Origin of the sequence: Spongiactinospora sp. 9N601 (assembly GCF_044326295.1) — a bacterium.
In the GTDB taxonomy this organism is placed as follows: Bacteria; Actinomycetota; Actinomycetes; order Streptosporangiales; family Streptosporangiaceae; genus Spongiactinospora; species Spongiactinospora gelatinilytica.
This window is the reverse complement of record NZ_JBIRBB010000017.1, coordinates 158,128-179,620: the sequence shown is the minus strand read 5'-3', so window position 1 is coordinate 179,620 and position 21,493 is coordinate 158,128. Positions and strand designations below refer to the sequence as shown.

Below are 21,493 nucleotides of genomic sequence, written 5' to 3'. Positions count from 1 at the left end.
CGAATCTCAGCCTCCAGCCAGATTCAAGGTCAGTTTGTTCACATGGAAAGCCTCCGCGTAGCGCTCGTGGCACTCGATCCCGCGGATGCGGGCCAGGCCCAGGAACGCCTCGCGGTCATACCAGGGACGCCCCCACTGCGAGGGGTAGTGACGCATCAGCAGGGCCACCTTGGCGGCGGCCACGGCCGAGGTGAGCGGCTGGTAGACCGAGGGCCGCCCCATGTCGCCGTCCCATTTGACGATCTCGTAGCCGAGCACCAGGTGGTCGCGGAAGGCCGTGGGGACCAGCTCGGCCAGGCCGCGGTGGTCCTGGTGGGCGTCGTGCGGGCTGGGCGCGATGAGCAGGTGCGGCTCGGTCTCGGCGCGCAGCCCCTCCAGGGCGTCCTTGGCCTCGTCCCAGTGCGCGGGCAGCCGCCCGTCGGGCAGCTTGAGCACCCTGACCCGGAGGTCGGCGCCCGGGCAGAAGTCGGCGAGCGCGGCCCGCTCCTCGTCCTCACGAGCGGTACCGCCGCCGGACAGCACCAGCACGTCCACCCGCGCACCGGGACGGGCCGAGCAGATCGTGAGCAGCGTGCCGCCGGCGCCGATCGGGATGTCGTCGCAGTGCGCGGCCAGCGCCACGATCCGGTCGGCCCCGGTGGGAAGCAGTCCGATCACGCCGAACGCTCCCATACCGCCCAGGGCCGGTCGCCGCGCGAGTACGCCTCGTCCAGTGCCAGCCGTTCCTTGACGGTGTCGGTGGGCCGCCAGTAGCCGCGGTGCGGGTAGGCCAGCAGCCGCCCGCTCTTGGCCAGCGCGAAGCAGCCGTCGGCGACCAGGTCGCCGCCGGGCGGGATGTGGTCGAAGATCTCCTGGCGGAGCACGAAGTAGCCTCCGTTGACCCACAGCGGCATCTCACTGACCGGCGTCACGCCGCCGACCTGGCCGTTCTCCCCCACCTCGATGCAGTGGAAGGTGGCGGGCGGCGGGACCACCATCATCGAGGCCCCCACGTCGCCGCCGTTGAACCGGTCGATGATGTCCGGCAGCGGGGCGTCGGTCAGCACGTCGGCGTAGTTGGCCAGGAACACCTCTTCGCCCTCCAGGTGCTCGCGGACCCGGCGCAGCCGTTCGCCGATCGGCGACTCGATCCCGGTCTGCACGAAGGTGATCGACCAGTCGGAGATGTCGGTGGACAGCAGTTCCACCCGGCCGCCGCGCAGCACGAAGTCGTTGGAGGTGGTCTCCTGGTAGTTCAGGAAGAACTCCTTGATGTGGTGCGCGCCGTAGCCGAGACATAACACGAAGTCGGTGTGGCCGAAGTGCGCGTAATAGCGCATCACATGCCAGATCAGCGGGCGTGGTCCGACGAGTTGCATGGGCTTGGGCACGTCGCCGGGTGTCCCGCTGCGCATGCGCGTGCCGTACCCGCCGCAGAACAGTACGACCTTCACTAGACCACCTCCAGGCTCGGGATCGGGAAGACCAGGCGGCCTCCCCACTCGTGGACGTAGGAAAGCTGGGCGGTCAGCTCCTCCCGCAGGTTCCACGGGAGGATCAGCACGTAGTCGGGGCGGTCTTCGGCGATCCGCTCCGGCGGCAGGATCGGGATGCGGGCTCCCGGGGTGTACTTGCCGTGCTTGTAGGGGTTCATGTCGACGGTGTAGGGCAGCAGGTCGGGCCGGATGCCGCAGTGGTTGAGCAGCGTGTTGCCCTTGCCCGGCGCGCCGTACCCCACGACCTTCTTGCCCTGGTCGGCGGCGTCGATCAGGAACCGCAGCAGGTCCCGCCGCACCTTGCCGACCCGCGCGGCGAACTCCGCGTAGCCGGACAGTTCGGTGAGCCCGGCGGCCTTCTCGCGGGCCAGGACGTCCAGTACGGCCGGCGACGGCTCGCCCGCGTGCTCGGCCGGGGCGGCCCACAGCCGGATCGATCCACCGTGGGTCGGCAGCAGTTCGACGTCCACCAGCGCGAGCCCGCCGGTGGCCAGCGCCCGCTGCGCGGCGGTGACCGAGTAGTACTGGAAGTGCTCGTGGTAGATCGTGTCGTACTGGTTCAGTTCGATGAGCGTGAGCAGGTGCTGCACCTCGATGGACACCCTGCCGTCGTCGGCGACCAGCGCCCGCAGGCCGCGGGTGAACCCGACGATGTCCGGGATGTGCGCGTAGACGTTGTTGGCCACGACCACCGAGGCGGGCCCGTGCTCGGCCCGTACGGCCGCGCCCATCTCCGGCGTCAGGAACGCCGTCCGCGTCGGCACGCCGCGCTCCCTGGCGGCCATGCCGACGTTCTCCGACGGCTCGATGCCCAGGCAGCGCACCCCCCGCTCGACGACGTGCTGGAGCAGGTAGCCGTCGTTGCTGGCGACCTCCACCACGAACGCGTCACGTTCCAGCGCGAGCCCGTCCACGAACCTGCGGGCGTGCTCCACCCAGGAGGTCGAAAAGGAGGAGAAGTAGGCGTATTCGGTGAACGTCTCCTCCGGCGTGATCAGCGGCGGGATCTGCGCCAGCCAGCACGACGTGCACACGCGCAGATGCAGCGGGTAGGCGGGTTCGGGGGCGTCCAGCTCGGCCGCCGTGAGGATCCGCTCGCACGGCGGCGTGGCCCCCAGATCGACGACGGACGCAAGAGTCGCCGAGCCGCACAGGCGGCAGGTTTTCATTGGATATCTCCCTTATGGCCGTGCTGGCCGACAGCTAGTTCGCTGGATCCGACGTACGCGTTACAGCACACTTCTCGCAGACGCCTTCCACCGCTCAGGCGTGGCATGCTCTGCCCCATGGATCCCCTCAGCATCGAAGGCGCCTGGTGCCACACTCCGCGCGTCCACGCCGACGACCGCGGCCGGTTCATGGAGACCTATTCGGAGCCCGCCTTGCGGGCGGCGGCCGGGCACGGGCTGCGCCTCGCGCAGGCCAACTGCTCGGTCTCCCGGCGCGGCGTGCTCCGCGGCGTCCACTTCGCCGACGTGCCGCCCGGACAGGCCAAGTACGTCACCTGCGTGTCCGGAGCGGTGCTCGACGTGGTGGTGGACCTGCGCGTGGGCTCGCCCGGGTTCGGGCGCTGGGAGGCGGTGCGCCTGGACGATGAGTCGCGGCGCTGCCTGTACGTCGCAGAAGGGCTCGGGCACGCGTTCATGGCCCTGTCCGAGCAGGCCACGGTGGTGTACCTGTGCTCGGAGGGATACGCGCCGCAGCGCGAGCACGGCGTCCACCCGCTGGACCCGGAACTCGGCATCGAATGGCCCGCCGACATCACGCCGGTGCTGTCCGGCAAGGACGCCGCCGCCCCGTCGCTGGGCGAGGCCCGCGCGAGCGGCCTCCTTCCCGACTACCAGACCTGCCTCGCCTACTACGACAAGCTGAAGAGTCACTGAACCTTCCCGAGCATCGAGGGCCAGGCGTCGCGAAACGCCGTGCGCCAGTCGCGCATGGGGGACAGCCCGGCCCTCGCCCAGCCCTCGTGCCCGAGCACGCTGTAGGCGGGCCGCCTGGCGGGCAGCGGGTAGCGCGCGGTCGGGATGGGGGTCACCCGTCCCGGGTCCGCGCCGAGCGCGGTGAAGATCTCCCTGGCGAAGCCGTGCCAGGTGGTCCGGCCCCCGTTGGTGCCGTGGTAGACGCCGCTCGGGGCCTCGGTACGGGCCAGCCGGAGCACCTGCGCCGCCAGGTCGCCGGTCCAGGTGGGCTGGCCGGTCTGGTCGTCCACGACCGCGATGGTGTCCCGCTCGGCGGCCAGCCGGATCATGGTCCGCACGAAGTTACGGCCGCGCGGCCCGTAGAGCCACGCCGTGCGCACGACCAGGTGGCCGTACGCGAGCGCGGCGGTCTCCCCCGCCAGCTTGCCGCGCCCGTAGGCGTTGACCGGGTTCACCGGGTGGTCCTCGGCGTACGGCACGCGCGCGGTCCCGTCGAACACGTAGTCCGTGGAGATCTGGACCAGCCGCGCGCCGTACCCGGCGCAGACCGTCGCCAGCGACTCCACGGCCGCGCCGTTGACCACCGTGGCCTCGGCCTCGTGCTCCTCGGCGGCGTCGACGGCGGTCCATCCGGCGCAGTTGACCACCACGTCGGGCTTGTGCTCCTCCATGGCCGCGGTGACGGCGTGCGGGTCGCGTACGTCCAGCTCGGCGCGGCCGGGCGCGGCCACCGTCTCGGGCACCGGCCCGCGGCGCAGCGCCGCCACCACGTCGGTGCCCAACATGCCCTGACCACCGGTCACCAGCCACCTCACGGCGTGCCCTCCTTCAGGGGTTTCCACCAGGCGGGGTTCTCCGCGTACCAGCGCACGGTGGCGGCCAGGCCGTCCTCGAAGCCGATCCGCGGGGTGTAGCCGAGCGCGCGCAGCTTGGCGTCGTCCAGGGAGTAGCGCCGGTCGTGGCCCTTGCGGTCGGGGACCCGCTGGACCATGTCCCAGTCCGCGCCGCAGGCGGCCAGCAGCCTGCCGGTCAGCTCGACGTTGGTCAGCTCCGCCGTGCCGGCGATGTGGTAGACCTCGCCGGGCTCGCCGCGCTCGGCGACCAGGCGGATGCCCGCGCAGTGGTCCTCGACGTGGATCCAGTCGCGGACGTTGCCGCCGTCGCCGTACAGGGGGACCTTGCGGCCCTGGAGCAGGTTGGTGACGAACAGCGGGATGACCTTCTCCGGGTACTGGTTGGGTCCGTAGTTGTTGCCGCACCGGGTGATCGACACCGGCAGGCCGTGGGTCACCGCGTACGCGCGGGCGATCAGGTCGCCGCCCGCCTTGGCCGCGGAGTACGGCGAGCGCGGCGCGAGCGGGGCGTCCTCGGCCCATGAGCCGGACTCGATCGACCCGTAGACCTCGTCGGTGGACACCTGGACCACGCGCGGCGTACCGGCCGCAAGACACGCCTGCATGAGCGTCTGGGTGCCGAGCACGTTGGTCCGCACGAAGTCGGCGGCCCCGTCGATAGATCGGTCCACGTGGGACTCCGCGGCGAAATTGACCACCACGTCGTGCCCCGGGACCACGTCGGCGAGGAGCCGCGCGTCGCAGACGTCGCCGCGCACGAAGTCGTGCGGTGTCCCGTCCAGGTTGGCGGGATTTCCGGCATACGTGAGCTTGTCCAGGACCGTGACCGTGACCCCGGCGGCGGCGAGCGCCCGCACATAGTGCGAGCCGATGAACCCGGCGCCGCCGGTCACGAGTACACGCCCCTGGTCACCAGGGGGGTTCAGCAACTGATCTGCACCTTGCTGTGGTCGCCGAGCACCAGGCGGTGGGCTCGGGGCGTGGCGGGAGCGGGCGTGACCTCGACGTCATGTCCGATCAGCGACGCCTCGATGCGTCCCACGCCGGAGATCGACGCCCGCGGGAGCACGATCGAGTACTCGATCTCGCTGTGGCTGACCGAGCAGCCGGCCGCGATCGAGGTGAACGGGCCGATGTAGCTGCCGGTGATCACGGCCCCGGCGCCGATCACGGCCGGGCCGACGATGCGCGAACGGGTGACCATCGCGCCAGGCTCCACCACCACCCGGCCGATCAGCTCGCTGCCCGGATCGACCGTTCCCTCGACCCGCGCGGGCAGCGACTCCAGCACGAGCCGGTTGACCTCCAGCATGTCGGTGACGTTGCCGGTGTCCTTCCAGTAGCCGGTGACCATGGTGGACTCCACCCGGTGCCCCGCGTCGATCAGCCACTGGATCGCATCGGTGATCTCCAGCTCACCGCGCCCCGAGGGCTTCAGCTCCGCCACCGCGTCGTGGATCGCGGCGGTGAACATGTAGACGCCGACCAGGGCCAGGTCGCTCTTGGGATGGCGGGGCTTCTCCTCAAGGCCGGCCACGCGGCCTTCGGAGTCGAGTTCGGCGACGCCGAACTGCCCGGGGTCGGCGACCTGGGTCAGCATGATCTGGGCGGCGGGCCGGTCATGAGCGAACCGGTCCACCAGCCCGTTGATCCCGCCGACGATGAAGTTGTCGCCGAGGTACATGACGAAGTCGTCGTCGCCGAGGTAGTCGCGAGCGATCGCGACCGCGTGCGCCAGCCCGAGCGGGGCGTGCTGGCGCAGGTAGGTGACCTGGAGGCCGAACGCGGAACCGTCGCCGACGGCCGCCTCGATCTCCGCGTGCGTGTCGCCGACCACGATCCCGGTCTCCCTGACGCCCGCCGCGGCGACCGCTTCGAGACCGTAGAACAGCACCGGCTTGTTGGCGACCGGCACGAGCTGCTTGGCCGACGTGTGGGTGATCGGCCGCAGCCGTGTCCCCGCCCCGCCGGCCAGCACCAGAGCTTTCACGGTCAGTAGGCTCCTTCTCCGCTTATCACGGCGGCCCAGGTCTTCCAGAGGATCTGGAGATCGAGCACGAGCGACCAGTTCTCCACGTAGCGCAGGTCGAGCCGGACCGACTCCTCCCAGGACAGGTCGGATCGTCCGCTGACCTGCCACAGGCCGGTCATGCCCGGCTTGACGACGAGGCGGCGGCGGACGTCCTCGCCGTACTTGCGCACCTCGTCGGGGAGCGGCGGACGAGGGCCGACGAGGGACATCTCGCCGCGGATCACGTTGAGCAGTTGCGGGAGTTCGTCCAGCGAGTAGCGGCGCAGGAAGCCTCCCACGCGGGTGATCCGCGGGTCCTTGCGCATCTTGAACAGCACGCCGTCGAACTCGTTGTCGCCGAGCAGTTCGAGCTTGCGACGTTCGGCGTCGACGACCATGGTGCGGAACTTGAAGACCTGGAACTCACTCCCGCCCTTGCCCACCCTGGACTGCCGGAACAGCGCGGGCCCGTCGCTGGTCGCGCGGATGAACGCCGCGATGACCAGCATCGGCACGGCAAGTACGGTCAGCACCGCCCCGGCCACGACGCGGTCGAAGGCGTTCTTCACCAGCCGCCTGGCCCCGTCGAACTCCGGGTGCTCCACGTGCAGCAGCGGCATCCCCGCCATCGGCCGGATGCTGATCCGCGGACCTGCGACGTCCAGCAGCGCCGGGGCGACGTATAACTCGGTGCGGGCGTCCTCCAGGCTCCAGGCCAGCCGGCGCAGGGCCGCGCCATCCAGCTCGGGGCAGGCCAGGATGGCCACGGAGTCGGCTTTAGCACGTGCCACAGCCTCTGGAACGCTACCGAAGTCGCCGAGGACCTGGACACCGTCCACGTCCAGCACCGGATCCAGAGCCCCGTCGGGCAGGCACGCGGCGACGATCTGCATGCCGTGGTGCGGCTGGCGGCGAAACTGCATCACCAGGTCGAGAACGGCCTCGCGATGACCTACAGCCACCATCTGTCTTACGTAATCGCCTTGCTTTCGTAGCCGATGCAGCCTTTTGCGCATCCGGTAGCGGAAGAACAACGTCAGCAACAACGCCAGCGGGAACATCGCCATCACAAAGCTGCGCGCGATGCTCGTCTGGGTCGCGTAGGCGCCGATCGCCACCGCGGCGGTGAGCGCTAGACCGCCATTGAAGACCACCCGGAACTCCTCGGTGCCCTCGCCGTGCAGCCGCTTGCGGTAGGCGCCCCCCAGCGCCATCGCCACAGGCCAGGCCAGTGCGAGTGCCAGCCCGAGAAGTGCCTCGGTGCCAGGTACGTAGGCGCCCAGCCACAGCCGGGTGCCTACGACGATTTCGCAGGCGATCACCGCGCAAGCGAGATCGCCCGCCATCAGGATCCGAGCGTAGGACCTTGTCCAGATGCTTGGAGCCGTGCGCGCGACATCATCGAGGAGCGCCACGCTGCGCTCCTCAACCCCCACCCTCATTCCACCCCACCCTGCTGCCTCTGTCTAAGCAGAAACGAGACGTGCGGCCCGTCCCTCTGGTTGACACATTTCCTGGATGTATCAGGAGCGGTGGGTACCCATGGAAATCCTAAAGATCAACCACCTTGAGGGGAATAAGGGTGGATGTCCACAATCGGACGAATCGTGGGGGGTGTAGGGCCTTGACGGAACGGTCCAAATGGTGTGGACCGGGCAAGGTGCGAGGGCGTCCTGTGGAGGGCGTACCGCCTGGTGATCGGGCCGAAGGCCATTCGGATTCCGGTCCGCAGCCGGTCGGCGGCTCGTCGGCGGCTCGCTGGGGGCTCGCTGGAGGATCGCTGGGGGCTAGTCCGGGGCTCGTCGGGGGCTAGTCGTATTCGAGGTCGGGCAGTGGTGATGGCGGATCGGGGCTGCGCCAGACCACCGTGTATCCCTCTTTGGAGGTCGCCACCGCCGACGCGAGCCGATCCAGATCGAAATCGGGCAAATAACGCAGCCGGGTGAGAAACGACGCATCGGTGGCCGACCTGGGCACGACACAGCCCTGGCCGTCGCGGTCGAGCAGGGTATAGAGAACGTCGGCGTCCGCGTCGCCCTCGACCCGGACCTCCACGACGTCTTCCCACGCGAGCGCTTCCACGCTGCCGTCAGCGTAGTGACGGGTCACGCCTTCTTCTGTGACGTACACGTAAGAGTCCGGCACTGGGTTGCCGTGCATGGGCGCGATTCTTACGACTCCAGGGGGCCGCGTGCAAGGGAACGAAGAAACAGCGGGGGGTCGCACCCCCCATAACCCCCCAAACCATCCCCCACCCCCAAGGCAGTAGGGGTGGGGTTGCTCGTAGGGGTCCTGTGGAGCGGCCTGAGGGGCGGTCCAGACGGACGCGTACGGCAGCGCGCAACGAGAGCCCACCAGGTGGCGGTACTGCTTGCGGTGGGTCCTGTGGAGGGGTCCAGATGGGCGCGTACGGCAGCGCGGGCAACCCCGGCCGGACGGGCCAGTAGATCGCCATGCTCGGCGATCAAGACCGCGCGCAAGCGAACGAGAAAGCAACGGGACGCCACCCCCGCCCTCAGGCAGTGGTGTCGCTCGCGGGAGGTTCAGCGGGGTGGCCGGGCACGTGGTCGCCCCAGGAATGGTCCAGATGGGCGCGTACGGCGGCGCGGGCGGCCTTGGCCGGGCCGGCGGCGATGGCGTCCAGGAGGTCGCGGTGCTCGGCGATCAGAGCCGCTCGGTCCTCGTCGTAGACGCGGCGCAGCCGTACCAGCCCGAGGCGGGTCTCGGCGGCGAGCGTGCCGTACAGGCGCTCCAGCCGCGGGCTGCCCACCGCGACGATCAGCGCCTGGTGCAGGGCCATGTGCTCGGCCACCACTCGCCCCCACGGCGACCCCGGCGGCAACTCCGCCATCCGCGCCAGCGCCGCTTCGGCCTCCGCCACCCGCCGCCCCGCCAGCGCCGTGGCCATCAACTCCTCCAGCGGCCGGCGTACGAACATCAGGTCGGCCAGGTCCGCCGCGCTCACCACTGGCACATGCGCGCTGCGGTTGCGTTCGCGGCGGAGCAACCCCTCGTGCACGAGCGCGGCCAGCGCCTCACGCACGGTGGGACGCGCCACGCCGTACGCCGCGGCGATCTCCTGCTCCGGCAGCGCCGTCCCCGGCTCGATCTCTCCGGACAGCACCCTGGCGCGCAGCGCGTCGGCCAGCGCGCTGACCGTCGAGACCGGTCGCAGTGGCATGCTCACGCCGACGATTCTGCCCTCTCCGGCGCGGCCGGGCGCCGCCGTACCAGCCGCGCGCCGCCGGTCGGCAGGGCCACCAGCACGAGCGCCACGGCCAGCAGGCCGAGCCCCGCCAGCGAGGCCGGGGCCAGCCGCTCCCCCAGCACGACCACACCGAGCAGGGCCGCGACGGCGGGCTCGGCGAGGGTCAGCGTGGCGGCGGTGGCGACCGGGGTGGTACGCAGGCCCAGGCCGTACACGAAACACGCCAGCGCCGTGGTCGCGCACCCCAGGTACACCGCGGTACCGAGGCCCGCGGCACCGCCCAGCCAGGTGAAGTCGGAGGTCAGCAGGATGGGCAGCATCACGACGCCCGCGCCGCCGAACATCGCTCCCATCACCACCCCCGACGGCGTCCCCGCGCTGATCACGCGGGCCGCGATGACCGCGTAGAACGCGTACAGCAGGCCGCCCAGCAGCGCGAACAGGATGCCCGGCAGGACCTCGCCACCGGCCGCCACCCCGCCGCCCGCGATCAGCACCGCGCACCCCGCCACCGCCGCCGCGGTGGCCGCGGCCCAGCGCGGGGTCGGCCGCACGCCGTCGATCAGCCACGCCAGCACACCCGTGAAGATCGGCCCACTGCCGATCGCCACGACCGTACCGATCGCGACCCCGGTCCGGGTGACCGCCGCGAAGAACGCGAGCTGGTAACCGGCCGCGGCGACCGCGGCCAGCAACATCGGCAGCCGGGCCGGGCCCCTGCCGGTCAGCAGCGCCACCGCGGCGGGCGCACCGGTGAGGACGGCCAGCAGCACACCGCCGATCAGCAGCCTGGCCGCGGCCAGCGACACGGGCGCGACATCAACACCACCGAGCACCGCCAGCGCCCCCGCAGTACCGGCGGTCCCCCAGAGCACGGCAGCACCGACCACGGCAAGTGGTCCATTGAACTTCACCGCATGATTGTCTGACAACCAGACACTCGCCGTCCAATCGTTTTCCTCCTCCCCTCGTCCTCGCGGCGGCGTTGCGAACGGCGGACTCCCCTGCCGGAACCATGAGTCGACGTTGACTTGAAATCAACAAGAACGTTGACATCGTCGAGACGTCGCTCACCAAGAAACAATCGTCATCGAAAAGCACAGGGTCGACGCAGGCCGCGGCACGCACCCCAGCTCCGCCCGGGCTTTCAGCGGGCTTTCGGCGGGCTTTCGGTGAGCTTTCCCCTCTGCCGTGATGGCACCCCGCGCCACCACGCGCCGCCCCCCGATGCGGATGAAGATCGACGCAGCCGGCATCACCGCGCATGCCCGAGCCCCGACGCCAGCTAATGCACAGGCCGGCTTCGTTAACGCGAGCCGACTCCGCTTGGCAGCCGGCGAAAGTCTGTCAAGGATCCCGTCCCAAAGGGGCCCAATAGCGAAAAGCAAGGTGGGCATGCTCTGGCCATCAGGTCCGATACCCCGCGGGCACGTCCGGCCTGGGGCGTGGCGTGTGTGATGGTGGCTCAGGCACCGGCCTGCACGTTCGACGGAGATCCGCCGGTGGGCACGCTGGGCCGGTACCGTACGTTCACGACCGCCGTCGGGTCGCCTTCGCCGACCCGGTGGAGGCGGATCGGCTCACCGCCGGGGTTGTCGTAGAGCCGGATGCCCTCGCCGAGCAGTACCGGGGCGATGTGCAGGTCGATCTCATCGATCAGGCCCAGTTCGAGAAGCTGACGGCCAATGCCGGGCGAGAACACTTCGAGGTTCTTGCCACCGGCCGCCTCCAGCCCGATGCGCACCGCCTCGGCCGGGCCGCAGTTCAGGAACGTGACACCGTCGGCGGGTGTCGCGTCCTCGGGATGGTGGGTGAGCACGAAGACCGGGCCCTTCCAGGCGCCGCCGTACGGGCGGCTGCCGGGCGAGGCATCCCAGCCGTCCCGGCCGCCCAGCACGGCGCCCGTGGTCTGGACGTACTCGTCGATCAGGCCCGGACGGGCCGAGACGCCGGTGGCCATCCAGTCCATGGCGTGGTCCGGCCCGGCCACGAAGCCGTCCAGTGACATCGTGAAGTGCCAGAGCACCTTCCCGCCCGCGGTCTGCGGCTCGGTGTCGATCATTTCGTCGCCTCCTGCGATCCGCATACGAGGCTCGGCCCCCAAGCCCCCGGCCAGGAGCGCATCGGCGCGCCGCCCTGGCCGCGAATACCAAGCCAACAGGGGACCTTACGGCACGGAACCGGAGATACGCGCCGCGACCTGACCGAACTCCCGGCGGCCCTTCCTACCGAAGACGGACACGCCACTGACCCGAAACGCTCTTTCCGACCAGGGGCGATGGCACCGGCCGCCGGATACGGTCAGGGCCCGGCCTGTGGGCGGCCGGCGCGCAAAGGGGCGATCCCCCCGCCCCTGCGAGGCGGATGGGGCTTTTGGCACCGGCCTATTCGATTAGGGCCTGGGGCTCTGGCCTGACCGTGCCAGCGTACCCTTGCGCTGACAGGCGACCAGTGCGGTGGCCGCGCAGTGCCCGCAGAACGCGCCCGATCTGCCCTCAGCACAAGTGCAGAACCAGCACAACGAGCCCTCCACGATGGTCAGTTCGACGCGGGCCGCCGCGTCGTCGACCTCGGCGGTGACCACCAGCGGGGCGTAGCGCACGAGCTGCACCGCGCCCTCCCGCTCCAACTCCACGCCTCGGGCGCGCACCGCCTGCGACACCCGGGCCACCTCCGACTCGACCAGTTCCGCGACCGATGGCATGCGCCTCTCCCCCTGTCGCTCCTTACCTTCAAGACGTGCCCGGGAGCCGGATGGTTCCGAAGTCACCTGGAAGCCAGAAAACCGAGCTGGTTGAGTATGGAGACATGACGACTGTGGATGATGTCCGCTCGATAGCGCTCTCACTTCCGGAGGCCACCGAGAAACTCGCCTGGGGCCTGCCGACCTTCCGGGTGCGCAACAAGATCTTCGCCTCGATCGGCGACGACGACGCGGCCATCGGCGTCGCCGTACCCCGCCCCGAACGCGCCCACCTGCTCGCCGCCGAACCCACCAAGTTCTACATCCGCCAAGGCCACGACGATAACTACGACTGGATGCGGGTCCGCCTGGCAGCGGTCGACCAGGACGAGCTACGCGAACTGCTGACCGACGCCTGGCGCCTCAAGGCCCCCAAGCGGCTGATCGCCCTCCTGGAATGAGATCTCCGGCCGACCGATCACCATTGGCACGTGCCACACGGTCACTCAAATCTCACCACCGAACAACCACATGCCATTGCGCCGCACCCACTGGACAGCCGCCCAAGGCCCCCCACTCCACCCGCTTGTGCCTGGCACCGCAGGGTCGGGCGCAGCCCGCGCTGCGGCCCCCTGGACCTTCACCCGGCGGACAGCGCCCTCGCCCAGCTCCTCGTTCAGCCGTCTGACCAGCGCCGTCGCCGGCAACCGCACCTGCGTCGCCCGATCCGTCGAGTCCGCCGAACCATCCGTAAATCTCTCCGGCCTAGTGTGCGCCCCCAGATGGCGTCCCGCCGAGTGGTCCAAAGGCCCGATGGTCACGCTCATGTCTCACCGGCCGGCAGGAACGGCCGTCGTCCACCGCGTCCTCACCGCCTGGCCGCACCACCCATCGGCGCCGCAACGGCGAGAGGCACGACGGCGGCCACCGGCGCCCGTCAACGGCGACCCGCCGGAATGCTGGGCCCGGCGGAATGTACACCACTCCTGGGGACGCGATTCGCCCCCCCAGATCCGTCCCACGATGTCGCACCAGCACCCGAAGCCCCCCGACCTCGATCTCCTGCCCACCCCCGGTAGGCCAGCCGCTCGCGGATCACCGCGCCGAAGACCGGGGATCGCCTACCTCCCCACGCGCGCCGCGTGCGTCGGCCTGGGCGTGGGCCTGGGCCTGCGTGCGCCGAAGTACCCACACGGCGGGGTGCGGTTCCAACACACCCGGGGCCGACCCGACACACCCCAACGCCCGGCCTCGTGTACCGGCCTCGTGTACCGGCCTCGTGTACCGGCCTCGTGTACCGGCCTCGTGTACCGGCCTCGTGTACCGGCCTCGTGTACCGGCCTCGTGTACCGGCCTCGTGTACCGGCCTCGTGTACCGGATGCGAAACGCTTCAGCATGCTGTGACGTTCCCGGCCGAAAAGGAATTGCTGCGGACCGGGCGGCTGTGATCGCCTGGATCATGCCGACTTTCCCGTCCTACGACGGCACGCTCCTCGTCTACCACATTCTCGGACAGGGCCCCCCGCTCATCTGTCTCCCCGGTGGGCCCGGGCGGCCCTCGGGGTACCTGGGCGATCTGGGCGGCCTCGGCCTTCACCACCGGCTGATCCTGCTGGACGGCAGGGGTACGGGCGAGTCCGCGACCCCCGGGGACCCGGGCACGTATCGGGCCGACCGGCTTGTGGCGGACGTCGAGGCACTGCGGGCGCACCTCGCTCTCGACGCGATCGACCTGCTTGCTCACTCGGCCGCGGCCGACCTGGCCGTCCTCTACGCCGCTCGTCATCCCGAGCGAGTGCGCCGGCTCGTCCTGCTGACTCCCGGGCTGGCGGCGGCCGGGATCGAGGTCACGGACGAGGAGTGGATCGCCGCCGTGGAGCGCCGCTCGGCGGAACCGTGGTACGGCACCGCGTGCGCCGCACTCGACGCCTGGGACGCCGGGGACGATCGCGAAGAGGTCCGGATGGCGGCACGACCGTTCTTCTACAACCCATGGAACGCGGCGGCCGAGGAACATGCAAGATCATTCCCGTCCGCGCCGGCCGCCGCAAAGGGCTTCGCCGAGGAAGGCGCCTACCACCCGGCCACCACCCGCGCCGAACTCTCCCGGCTCACCGCCCCGGTCCTCGTGGTGTCCGGAGACGATGATCTCTCCCCCACAGCCGTCCAAGCGGAGTCCCTGGTCACGATCTTCCCCGATGCGAGAACCATCTCCGTACCCGGCGCACACTTCCCATGGGTCACCTACCCCCGCGAACTGTCCACCACGATCACCTCCTTTCTCTCAGCCGGCACCGGCATGACACCACCCTGGTGGTAGCCCACCATGCGGAGCTCATCGACGCCCGGCCCGACGCTTCGCCACCGCCGACCGGCGAATGCGCGCCCCGCCCCCTTGGCACGCCACGCGCGCGAGAGCGAGCGCCACTCACTGATCACGAATGCCGATGATGCCGACCCCGGCTGCGGGCAGAGGCAGAGACGTACGGCGAGTGGCGAAGGCGGAACGCCGACAAGCGCTCCACGACCTGGGCCGGACAAGGTCGTCGAAGCCCTTGTCGCCTCCCCGGTTCGTGCAGCACTGGGCGGCTCACGCCGCAGCGCACGTTCTCAGGACTAGCTGAGCAGATCCTCCGGACTGGCCGAGGACGGGAACCCCGCACTGGCCCCCCACAGCTCCGCGAACCGGCCATTCTCAATGCGGAAGGTCTCGACAACATGGGCTGCGCGTCGCCGCCCGGGGACGACCAGGGGCCCGGGACGGCCGGCATGCCTGGCATGGGCAGTCGGCCTGATGGCCGACGGCACAGGCCCGGCCGCGGTCGAGGGCCCAGGACGCGGCCCGGCGATGCACCGCGGGTCCTGTGGCCGTTGGGGCGGGCGAGTGGCGGCGCCGGCGGCGGCTACGGCGTGCGATCGGACCGACGTGGGAGTCCGGTGTTCTGTTGGAGATCACTCCCCCTCCGGCCTGGGCCGTACGACGCCACCGGCGCAAGGCACATCAGAGACGGGGGCGTCTGGTCAGACGCACCTCCACGCTGATCCCGCTCGTGTCGACCTCGCAGGCGCCGAATGCGCTTCCAGCGGCGAGGTGTTGGAAGTCGGCGGGGGAATAGGCGCGGCGGCGGAGGCCGCGTAGCGGGACCTTGGTCATCAGGGAGTTGATGCGGCCCAGTTCCATGCCGCGCACCTCCTCGTTGATGGCGGCGTTGGACGCCTCCTTGTTCATGTCCTGGATCACGGCGGTGCCACCGTCGCCGAGGACCCGATGCATCTCGTTCAGAGCCCGGTCCGGGCTGCCGAAGTTCTTGAACGCCGCCACGCAGACGATCAGGCGGAAGGTTCGGTCGGCGAACGGCAGGGCCGCGGCGTCGCCGCGTTGGAAGTCGACGTGCACGCCCGCCTGGCGGGCGTTGTCGGCGGCGATCTCGACCAGTGTCCGGCTGAGGTCGAGGCCGGTCACCTTGAAGCCGAGCCGGGCGAGCTCGATGGCCAGGTAGCCGGGTCCGGGGCCGATTTCGAGGACGGCGGCGCCGGCCGGCAGGCCGTCGCCGAGGCGGGTGGCGAGCCGGCGTACCTCCGCGAGCTGAGGGGCGGAAGCGCGCTGGCGCGCGTACCAGCGTGCCATCGCCCCTTCGATGGACACCGCCTGGGTGTGCTTGCGTTGCGTGTTATGCATGGTCACTCCGGTTTCGGATCTTGTGATGTCCGAACCGGCCCAGGGACGGAACCCCGCTATCCTTACGGTTGGCACCTTACGGCCGGATTTCCGTTCCACGGGTTTCGGTTCGAGGTCAAGGGCCTGGCGGCGGTGTTCCCGCACCGCCGCCGGGCCCCTTAATGCGGTTTCAGTCGCCTTGCTCGCCCCTTTCGGTGGGGGATCGCACCTCGGACGGCAGGCGGCCGGTTTCGTACCACTCCCGCCATGCGCCCAGGTCGGGGAACGAGCCTGTGGTCAGCTCGTCGAGCAGCGATCGGATCCATGCCGCCTCGGCCTCGCGCATGGCCAGGCCGTACTCCGACTCGACGAGGAAGATGCGCGGCAGGTCGCCGGCATAGCCCATCAGCGTGGTGCGCCGCTCGGCGATCTCCGTGTCGAGCAGGGTGAGCCGCTGGCGGAGCAGCCGCATCGCCTCCTCCGGCCCGAGGACCTGCCACACCGAGAGCGCCGCCATGAACTTCGGCTGCTCGCGTTGGGGCTCGGCGAGCAGATCCCGCACCCAGTCGGCGAACTCCACCCGCCCCTCCCGGGTGAGCTGGTAGATCGTGCGCTCGGGATGCGAGCCATCCCGGACGCTCTCCGAGACGGTGATGAATCCGTACTTCTCCAGGTTGCGGACCACAGTGTAGAGGGTGCCCCATTTGATCGGCATGTCCTCGTCCTTGCCGCGTTCTCGCAGGACGGCGGCCATCTCGTAGGGATGCATCGGCCTTTCGGCGAGGGCCGCCAGCACGGCCAGGCCGAGCATGTTGTTCACCTTGCGCCGCCTGGCCATGACCACCCCCTACTCGTAGACGAGTATACGTATGCGAGTAAACCAGATCAATCCTCCAATATCGCCCATTGCATTGCGGTGAATGGCCAGGCGGATGGCACACCGGCTCCCATGTCGATCGATCACGGAGGGCGTCGCCGGGCGGCGCGGACCCGGGACATCACCGCGAGGAGGTGGTCGTGTGAGGGCTTCCAGCCACGTTCGAGCAGGGCGTTGGCGACGATCTCGATGTAGTCGGCGGTCCGGGCGGGGATGACGTCGCGGCGGACGGGGATGATCCGCCAGCCCAGCTCCCGCAACCCGGCACGGCGAACCTCGTCGTGGCGCCGATCGGCGGTGGCCGTGTGGTGCTCTTCGCCGTCGTACTCGGTCGCCAGCCGGAACTCCTCCCAGCCGAGATCGAGGTAGCAGGTGCGATCGCCGCCGGGAAGGCGCACCGGGATCTGGGTGCGCGGCGCCGGAAGCCCCGCGTCGCACAGGGCCAGCCGGATCCAGGTCTCACGCGGGGAGGCCGCACCTCCGTCGGCCAGGGCCAGCACGCTCCGGACACGCCGGCGGTCGCCCTCCCTGCGCAGCGCGGCCACCCGCGCGGCCAGCCGGCTCTCCGCGAGCCCCGCATGCAGGAACTGGTCGAGAACGGTCACCGCCTCAAGGCGAGGCAGATGCAGGGCGCAGTCGATCGCGGTACGCTCCCGCCCGGTGAGCCGGACGCCCAGATGAGTCGTCACATCAGAGTCGGCGACGCCCCCCTCCCGCACCAGGCACCCCGGTGGATCACCGAACCCCGGCGGCACGATGAACTCCATCGGCCACGGCTCGGCGGGCGCCCTCGCCGCCGCCGTGTCGATCCCCCACAGATGCGCCGCCGTCTTCCCCCACGCGACCACGCGGGGATCGAGCCCGGACACCAACAACGCATGGCCGAGAAATCTCGGCGTAACCGTTTCCGTCATGGACAGCAGCATGCGCCACCCGGCCAGGCCGCCCACCCGCCGAATCCCATTCTGTGGACAACCACCGAGCGCACCGCACCGCCACCTGTGGACAACCCGCTGCGGCGTCTCATGGGACGCGATGACCTCCTGCCGAGTGGCGCGCTTTCCGGCCGCCGTACCGGCTTCGCGCGGGAGTACCGCTGCCGCAAGGGGAGCAGGGGGAGCAGCCTTGGCTACGGAGGTTCCACCATGCTGACGGCCGCACAGGGCTCGCAGAAGACGGGATCGCAGGGTGCGACCGGAAGCCCCACGATCCGGTGGCTGTGCAGCTCCCATGGACCGAAGACGCCCGCGAACCGGAGCACGGCAGGGCGACGCCCAGGCCATGCCCTGGAGTCCGGTCCGCATGACGCCGGCTACCGCGACCATTCATGATCAGGTTCCTGCCGGCTCTACCCCGGGCACTCGCACAGCAGGTGGCGTTCTTTTCGTCGCTTGGCGCCCCACGAAACCGCCCATGTTGAATGGAAGCGAGTGATCAGTGGCGAACGGCCGATGCTCTGACGGGCACGGTGTACGTCCACGCGAGCGGCGGCGTACCTGACAAGGCCGTCATCACTAACTGGACGCCGAGCGAGACATGCTCGGATCGCAGATCACCGACCGCCTGACCGGCTCCGTCGATAATGCCGGACTACTCCGTGTCCTTGGAGTGCCGAGGCGATGCGTAGATCACCCAGACGGTACGTGTCGTGCCATCGATGGCATGGCGCACTCGCCCGCCATTGGTGACCTCGAATTCGCATCGTGGCGATGGCTCGCGAGGTCACCGCGTAGGCGATGTTGACGGTCGTGGCCGACGCCCGAACGAGGATCTACGCGCAAAATCTCGAAGCATCGACGCGTGTTCGCCAGCGCATGGCGGCACAGTTCTTCCCGGCCACGGGCTGCGTCACCGGTGCCGAACCGGACATCCCATTCGTCCTCCGGCGGCGGCACTGTTACCCGATCTCCGCGCTTCGGGCTCACGCCGAGACCTGCACCGGCCCGAAATCGCCACTTGTGGCTTTGCGGGCCTCGGCGTAACTGGCGTGGTCCGCCTTGATTCTGGCCGTGGATCGCCAGCCCGCGATGACCTCACGGGTCGTGACATCGGCATCCAGCTCAGCGGCATCGGAGAGCGCTTCGACGAGTTCCAGCGTGAAGGCGCGTAGTTCGTCCGAAGACAGGTGGCGAACCCAGGGGAAGACCTCCGGCATGGCTATGACCAGCGCACGCGCGGTGGGGTCGCGCTTGATCAACGCCAGGAACGGCCGGGACGCGGTGGCCAGCGTCCGGTCGCGTTCCTCTTCGTGGTCTGCTGCGGTCAGGTAGAAGTCTGGAGCATCCCGATGTGTGACACGAACCCGCCCCAGACGTGCCGCCGGCTCGGCGACCGCGCGCGGATTTCGCGACAAGTCCGAGAAGGTCACTGCGTCAGCATGGCCGGCTCTCGCCCGGCAAGGCTATGTCAGAACACGTTCCGATGTTGGCGATGCCGGTAAATCCAGGGAAACGTGGTCGCCAGTGTAGGCGGGCCCCCCCAGGGAGGCGCCTTAGGTGGCCCTTATGTGGCGCCTCGGCTTGCTGCTTGATGGCGGGCGGGTCGCACCTGGGTCATGGCGCGTCGAGGGGGGCGCAGGGCCTGTGTTGCCGAGTGCGTCGCCACGCGGACGCGCGCATGACCCCTGGTACGAAACTCCGCCGGGCGTCCTCTTAACCCGCTGGAGGCCCGGCGGGAGGGATGTCGCTCACTTACCGGCGGACGCGATGCCCACCGGGCAGGAGACGCCGGTGCCTACGGGTGCAAGACTATGTAACCGAAAGTTTGTGATCTTGAAAGCATATCAGCGCTGATCAGCGCGTTCTTGCTCACGATACCGCCGATGTCAACGGACCGCACGGCAGCGCGTCACGCTCCGTTGCGCCGCGTCTCGCCCTGAGGCGCAAGGAAGTGGGTGGCCCCGGCTACCGGAGGACCGAGGCCACCCGCCCCGGCCCGCACCCACGGGGAAGACAGGGCTTTGCTCACGCGGGCCGGGAGTTTCAGGTGGTCTCGACAGCCCCCTCGGGGTCGGGCGGCCGGTGCGGGCCACGGATGGTCTTGATCCTTTCGGCCTTCTCACACTGGGCAGGTGGAAGCGTCTGGGCCTCCACGGCTATCCAGACGAGGCCCCACACGTTGCTCAAAGTCCTCACGATCAGCAGGCCACAGGTTTCGCAGCGAACCTCAGGCAAGTGCAGTGGGTTCGGCAGGCTCCAGCCGCTCTGTAGCGACTCGGGTGATTGCTCGGTCACACATCGCCGCACGGATCGCGGCCGGTGAGTTCACTCCCGGCGACCGTTTGCCGTCCGAGCTCGATCTCAGCAACTCGTATGGAGTGGCGAGGATGACCATCCGCCGCGCCATGCAGGAGCTGACGGAACGCGGGCTCGTGTGCCGCGTTCACGGCAAGGGCACGTTCGTACAGCCGCCGCCGAGCGAGGAGCCGACCGAGTAGGGGTTGCTATCCCAGCTTTCGCCAACCCCGTAGCCCTCTAGCCTTACCCCTACCGCTTGTATTTGCTCACCCATCGGGTCTTCTGGCACCGCCGCGCCGCCGATGCCATGCAATGACCTCATGCTTCCGAAACCCAAGCCACGCCTACAGCGATCCGAAGCGGAGCGGAAGGCGTCACGGTTCAAAACCTTCACTGTGATCTTGATGACCTTCGTGGTACTGGGCGCCGTTGCCCTCATCCAGCAAATGCCACGGTCATCAGCCTCTGGGGACTGGGCGGCAATCGGCATCGTGATCTATATCCCAATGATCGTGTTCTCAGCGCTCGTCACCCGGATGCGGCGACTAACAGCCGCAGCACGGGAGCAACAGCAGGAGGCCGAGGCAGACCCTCGCGAACGGCTGCACAGGCGTATTGCTGCAATCAACACCACCTTCGCCGACGCGGCCACCCTCATGAACGAGCTACGCCGCGATCTCGAAGCCCAGCAGGCCGTGCGCGATGCCCTCGTCGCGGAAACCGAAGAACATCGCGAAGTCCTCGCCATAGAGCCCGAGCGGGCACAGAGGATCCGCCAGATCCTCGTCGGGGAGACGAAGGCCACCATCCGTGCCGAGCGTCGTCAGCAGTGGATATTCTTCGCCCTCGGGGTGGCTATTTCGGTTCCGATCGGCGTGCTGATCAACCTTTTCGTACCCTAGCTTGCAACTTACTAATAAGTAACTTTTGAGAATCTTCATTCTCGTGAGTTGCATACAAAGATCATTTGTGTGCTGAGCGCACGTCACGCACTGCTGAAACCACCCCAAAAACAAGATCATCGTTCGACGCATACCGATCGACTCAGCGCGCGAGCACGGCTCTGCGAGCGACAGAGACGCATCCACCTACGCAGGTTACAGACCCGCCCATGTTGCCTGCGGAGCCCTGCGCAAGAGCCGGGCCCGCCGCCCAAATAGTCCACAAATCGGCCGATCTTGTAGGTCAGCATCGGTCAGCCCGCATCAGGGTGGCAGCTCAGCCCGCCCGCCACGCACCCCGCAGCTCGTCCACACTGCGCGTGGCTCGCGTCTCGACGAAGTCCCCGCCGGAGCGTCCGGCCGCCCGGCCGCTGCCCACCTGCTCGATGTCGATGACGCGCCGCGCACGGCGCAGCACCCCGGCCGCGTCGCGCTCCAACGACTCGATGAAGGAGCGGGCGGCGGCGACGGCGACCCGATCTTCCTTGACGCGCTCGGCCAGTTCGTCCAACTTCTGCACGGCGGCGGCCCGCAGTTCGTCGGTCAAGTGCGGCGGGTCCATGCGCACCAACTCGGCGATGAGCTCGCGTTGAACCGTGTTGGCAGCATTCGCGATGGTGGCCATCT

At 69.4% G+C, this 21,493-nt stretch carries 23 protein-coding genes; 5 read left to right on the top strand and 18 right to left on the bottom strand.

From position 1 onward, the window contains the following. Positions 1–6 precede the first annotated feature (6 nt). From ACH34R_RS34265 to ACH34R_RS34255, 3 genes are read right to left on the bottom strand one after another with little or no spacing between them, the layout of a single operon-like run. A complete protein-coding gene (locus ACH34R_RS34265) occupies positions 7–657 on the bottom strand; it encodes a PIG-L deacetylase family protein (protein WP_397565697.1) in 651 nt (216 codons plus the stop codon). After that, positions 654–1,433, bottom strand: a complete 780-nt coding sequence (locus ACH34R_RS34260; protein ID WP_397565696.1) for a glucose-1-phosphate cytidylyltransferase — start codon at positions 1,431–1,433, stop codon at positions 654–656. The genes ACH34R_RS34265 and ACH34R_RS34260 overlap by 4 nt, the downstream gene beginning before the upstream one ends. After that, positions 1,433–2,644, bottom strand: coding sequence for a methyltransferase domain-containing protein (locus ACH34R_RS34255; protein WP_397565695.1), 1,212 nt, complete (start codon positions 2,642–2,644; stop codon positions 1,433–1,435). Before ACH34R_RS34255 ends, ACH34R_RS34260 begins: the two co-directional genes overlap by 1 nt. A gap of 117 nt (positions 2,645–2,761) precedes the next feature. On the opposite strand from ACH34R_RS34255, the gene rfbC reads away from it, so the two are divergent. Next, entirely contained in the window at positions 2,762–3,358 is a 597-nt protein-coding gene (gene rfbC, locus ACH34R_RS34250; protein ID WP_397565694.1) for a dTDP-4-dehydrorhamnose 3,5-epimerase, read from the top strand. Here the strand turns inward: rfbC and rfbD are convergent. The 9 genes from rfbD to ACH34R_RS34205 form a co-directional block, all read right to left on the bottom strand. After that, positions 3,352–4,212: a dTDP-4-dehydrorhamnose reductase gene (gene rfbD / locus ACH34R_RS34245; RefSeq protein ID WP_397565693.1), complete on the bottom strand. Its 861-nt coding sequence runs from the start codon at positions 4,210–4,212 to the stop codon at positions 3,352–3,354. The genes rfbC and rfbD overlap by 7 nt on opposite strands. After that, positions 4,209–5,180, bottom strand: a complete 972-nt coding sequence (gene rfbB / locus ACH34R_RS34240; RefSeq protein WP_397565692.1) for a dTDP-glucose 4,6-dehydratase — start codon at positions 5,178–5,180, stop codon at positions 4,209–4,211. Before rfbB ends, rfbD begins: the two co-directional genes overlap by 4 nt. Then, the gene (locus tag ACH34R_RS34235) at positions 5,174–6,241 is read right to left on the bottom strand and encodes a glucose-1-phosphate thymidylyltransferase (protein ID WP_397565691.1); all 1,068 of its coding nucleotides are present in this window, start codon (positions 6,239–6,241) and stop codon (positions 5,174–5,176) included. Before ACH34R_RS34235 ends, rfbB begins: the two co-directional genes overlap by 7 nt. A gap of 2 nt (positions 6,242–6,243) precedes the next feature. Further along, entirely contained in the window at positions 6,244–7,704 is a 1,461-nt protein-coding gene (locus ACH34R_RS34230) for a sugar transferase (protein WP_397565690.1), read from the bottom strand. Between the two features lie 367 nt (positions 7,705–8,071). Next, positions 8,072–8,422, bottom strand: coding sequence for a hypothetical protein (locus ACH34R_RS34225; protein ID WP_113978718.1), 351 nt, complete (start codon positions 8,420–8,422; stop codon positions 8,072–8,074). 355 nt (positions 8,423–8,777) lie between these two features. Then, positions 8,778–9,443 (bottom strand): GntR family transcriptional regulator, encoded by a 666-nt coding sequence (locus tag ACH34R_RS34220; RefSeq protein ID WP_397565735.1) that lies wholly within the window; start codon positions 9,441–9,443, stop codon positions 8,778–8,780. 2 nt (positions 9,444–9,445) lie between these two features. Then, complete coding sequence (locus tag ACH34R_RS34215) at positions 9,446–10,384, bottom strand: DMT family transporter (RefSeq protein WP_397565689.1); 939 nt, start codon at positions 10,382–10,384, stop codon at positions 9,446–9,448. A 551-nt stretch (positions 10,385–10,935) separates the two neighbouring features. Further along, positions 10,936–11,532, bottom strand: a complete 597-nt coding sequence (locus tag ACH34R_RS34210; RefSeq protein WP_397565688.1) for a dihydrofolate reductase family protein — start codon at positions 11,530–11,532, stop codon at positions 10,936–10,938. Between the two features lie 330 nt (positions 11,533–11,862). After that, entirely contained in the window at positions 11,863–12,174 is a 312-nt protein-coding gene (locus tag ACH34R_RS34205) for a hypothetical protein (RefSeq protein ID WP_397565687.1), read from the bottom strand. A 104-nt stretch (positions 12,175–12,278) separates the two neighbouring features. Here ACH34R_RS34205 and ACH34R_RS34200 point away from each other — a divergent pair, with 104 nt between their 5' ends. Further along, a complete protein-coding gene (locus ACH34R_RS34200) occupies positions 12,279–12,614 on the top strand; it encodes an MmcQ/YjbR family DNA-binding protein (RefSeq protein ID WP_397565686.1) in 336 nt (111 codons plus the stop codon). A gap of 45 nt (positions 12,615–12,659) precedes the next feature. On the opposite strand, the gene ACH34R_RS34195 is transcribed toward ACH34R_RS34200, so the two are convergent. Continuing rightward, entirely contained in the window at positions 12,660–12,980 is a 321-nt protein-coding gene (locus ACH34R_RS34195; protein ID WP_397565685.1) for a DciA family protein, read from the bottom strand. Between the two features lie 633 nt (positions 12,981–13,613). Here ACH34R_RS34195 and ACH34R_RS34190 point away from each other — a divergent pair. Beyond that, entirely contained in the window at positions 13,614–14,474 is an 861-nt protein-coding gene (locus ACH34R_RS34190; RefSeq protein WP_397565684.1) for an alpha/beta fold hydrolase, read from the top strand. A gap of 681 nt (positions 14,475–15,155) precedes the next feature. Here the strand turns inward: ACH34R_RS34190 and ACH34R_RS34185 are convergent. The 4 genes from ACH34R_RS34185 to ACH34R_RS34170 form a co-directional block, all read right to left on the bottom strand. Then, positions 15,156–15,833, bottom strand: a complete 678-nt coding sequence (locus tag ACH34R_RS34185; RefSeq protein WP_397565683.1) for a class I SAM-dependent methyltransferase — start codon at positions 15,831–15,833, stop codon at positions 15,156–15,158. A 169-nt stretch (positions 15,834–16,002) separates the two neighbouring features. Continuing rightward, positions 16,003–16,650: a PadR family transcriptional regulator gene (locus tag ACH34R_RS34180; protein ID WP_397565682.1), complete on the bottom strand. Its 648-nt coding sequence runs from the start codon at positions 16,648–16,650 to the stop codon at positions 16,003–16,005. Between the two features lie 122 nt (positions 16,651–16,772). Beyond that, positions 16,773–17,603: a hypothetical protein gene (locus tag ACH34R_RS34175; RefSeq protein ID WP_397565681.1), complete on the bottom strand. Its 831-nt coding sequence runs from the start codon at positions 17,601–17,603 to the stop codon at positions 16,773–16,775. 1,007 nt (positions 17,604–18,610) lie between these two features. Next, on the bottom strand, positions 18,611–19,057 hold the full coding sequence (locus ACH34R_RS34170) for a hypothetical protein (protein ID WP_397565680.1): 447 nt from the start codon (positions 19,055–19,057) through the stop codon (positions 18,611–18,613). 702 nt (positions 19,058–19,759) lie between these two features. Between ACH34R_RS34170 and ACH34R_RS34165 the strand changes: the two genes are divergently transcribed. Both ACH34R_RS34165 and ACH34R_RS34160 read left to right on the top strand, forming a co-directional pair. Continuing rightward, positions 19,760–20,125 (top strand): GntR family transcriptional regulator, encoded by a 366-nt coding sequence (locus ACH34R_RS34165; protein WP_397565679.1) that lies wholly within the window; start codon positions 19,760–19,762, stop codon positions 20,123–20,125. Positions 20,126–20,329: 204 nt separating this feature from the next. Next, entirely contained in the window at positions 20,330–20,827 is a 498-nt protein-coding gene (locus tag ACH34R_RS34160) for a hypothetical protein (protein ID WP_397565678.1), read from the top strand. A gap of 316 nt (positions 20,828–21,143) precedes the next feature. Here ACH34R_RS34160 and ACH34R_RS34155 read toward each other — a convergent pair whose 3' ends face one another. Beyond that, entirely contained in the window at positions 21,144–21,491 is a 348-nt protein-coding gene (locus ACH34R_RS34155; RefSeq protein WP_397565677.1) for a hypothetical protein, read from the bottom strand. Positions 21,492–21,493 lie beyond the last annotated feature (2 nt).

Bases quoted from the DNA above. Each gene is read 5' to 3' on its own strand.
- ACH34R_RS34255 (WP_397565695.1), bottom strand. From the start codon at position 2,644: ATGAAAACCTGCCGCCTGTGCGGCTCGGCGACTCTTGCGTCCGTCGTC.
- rfbC (WP_397565694.1), top strand. From the start codon at position 2,762: ATGGATCCCCTCAGCATCGAAGGCGCCTGGTGCCACACTCCGCGCGTC.
- ACH34R_RS34230 (WP_397565690.1), bottom strand. From the start codon at position 7,704: ATGAGGGTGGGGGTTGAGGAGCGCAGCGTGGCGCTCCTCGATGATGTC.
- ACH34R_RS34225 (WP_113978718.1), bottom strand. From the start codon at position 8,422: ATGCACGGCAACCCAGTGCCGGACTCTTACGTGTACGTCACAGAAGAA.
- ACH34R_RS34220 (WP_397565735.1), bottom strand. From the start codon at position 9,443: ATGCCACTGCGACCGGTCTCGACGGTCAGCGCGCTGGCCGACGCGCTG.
- ACH34R_RS34210 (WP_397565688.1), bottom strand. From the start codon at position 11,532: ATGATCGACACCGAGCCGCAGACCGCGGGCGGGAAGGTGCTCTGGCAC.
- ACH34R_RS34205 (WP_397565687.1), bottom strand. From the start codon at position 12,174: ATGCCATCGGTCGCGGAACTGGTCGAGTCGGAGGTGGCCCGGGTGTCG.
- ACH34R_RS34200 (WP_397565686.1), top strand. From the start codon at position 12,279: ATGACGACTGTGGATGATGTCCGCTCGATAGCGCTCTCACTTCCGGAG.
- ACH34R_RS34195 (WP_397565685.1), bottom strand. From the start codon at position 12,980: ATGAGCGTGACCATCGGGCCTTTGGACCACTCGGCGGGACGCCATCTG.
- ACH34R_RS34190 (WP_397565684.1), top strand. From the start codon at position 13,614: ATGCCGACTTTCCCGTCCTACGACGGCACGCTCCTCGTCTACCACATT.
- ACH34R_RS34185 (WP_397565683.1), bottom strand. From the start codon at position 15,833: ATGCATAACACGCAACGCAAGCACACCCAGGCGGTGTCCATCGAAGGG.
- ACH34R_RS34180 (WP_397565682.1), bottom strand. From the start codon at position 16,650: ATGGCCAGGCGGCGCAAGGTGAACAACATGCTCGGCCTGGCCGTGCTG.
- ACH34R_RS34175 (WP_397565681.1), bottom strand. From the start codon at position 17,603: ATGACGGAAACGGTTACGCCGAGATTTCTCGGCCATGCGTTGTTGGTG.
- ACH34R_RS34160 (WP_397565678.1), top strand. From the start codon at position 20,330: ATGACCTTCGTGGTACTGGGCGCCGTTGCCCTCATCCAGCAAATGCCA.
- ACH34R_RS34155 (WP_397565677.1), bottom strand. From the start codon at position 21,491: ATGGCCACCATCGCGAATGCTGCCAACACGGTTCAACGCGAGCTCATC.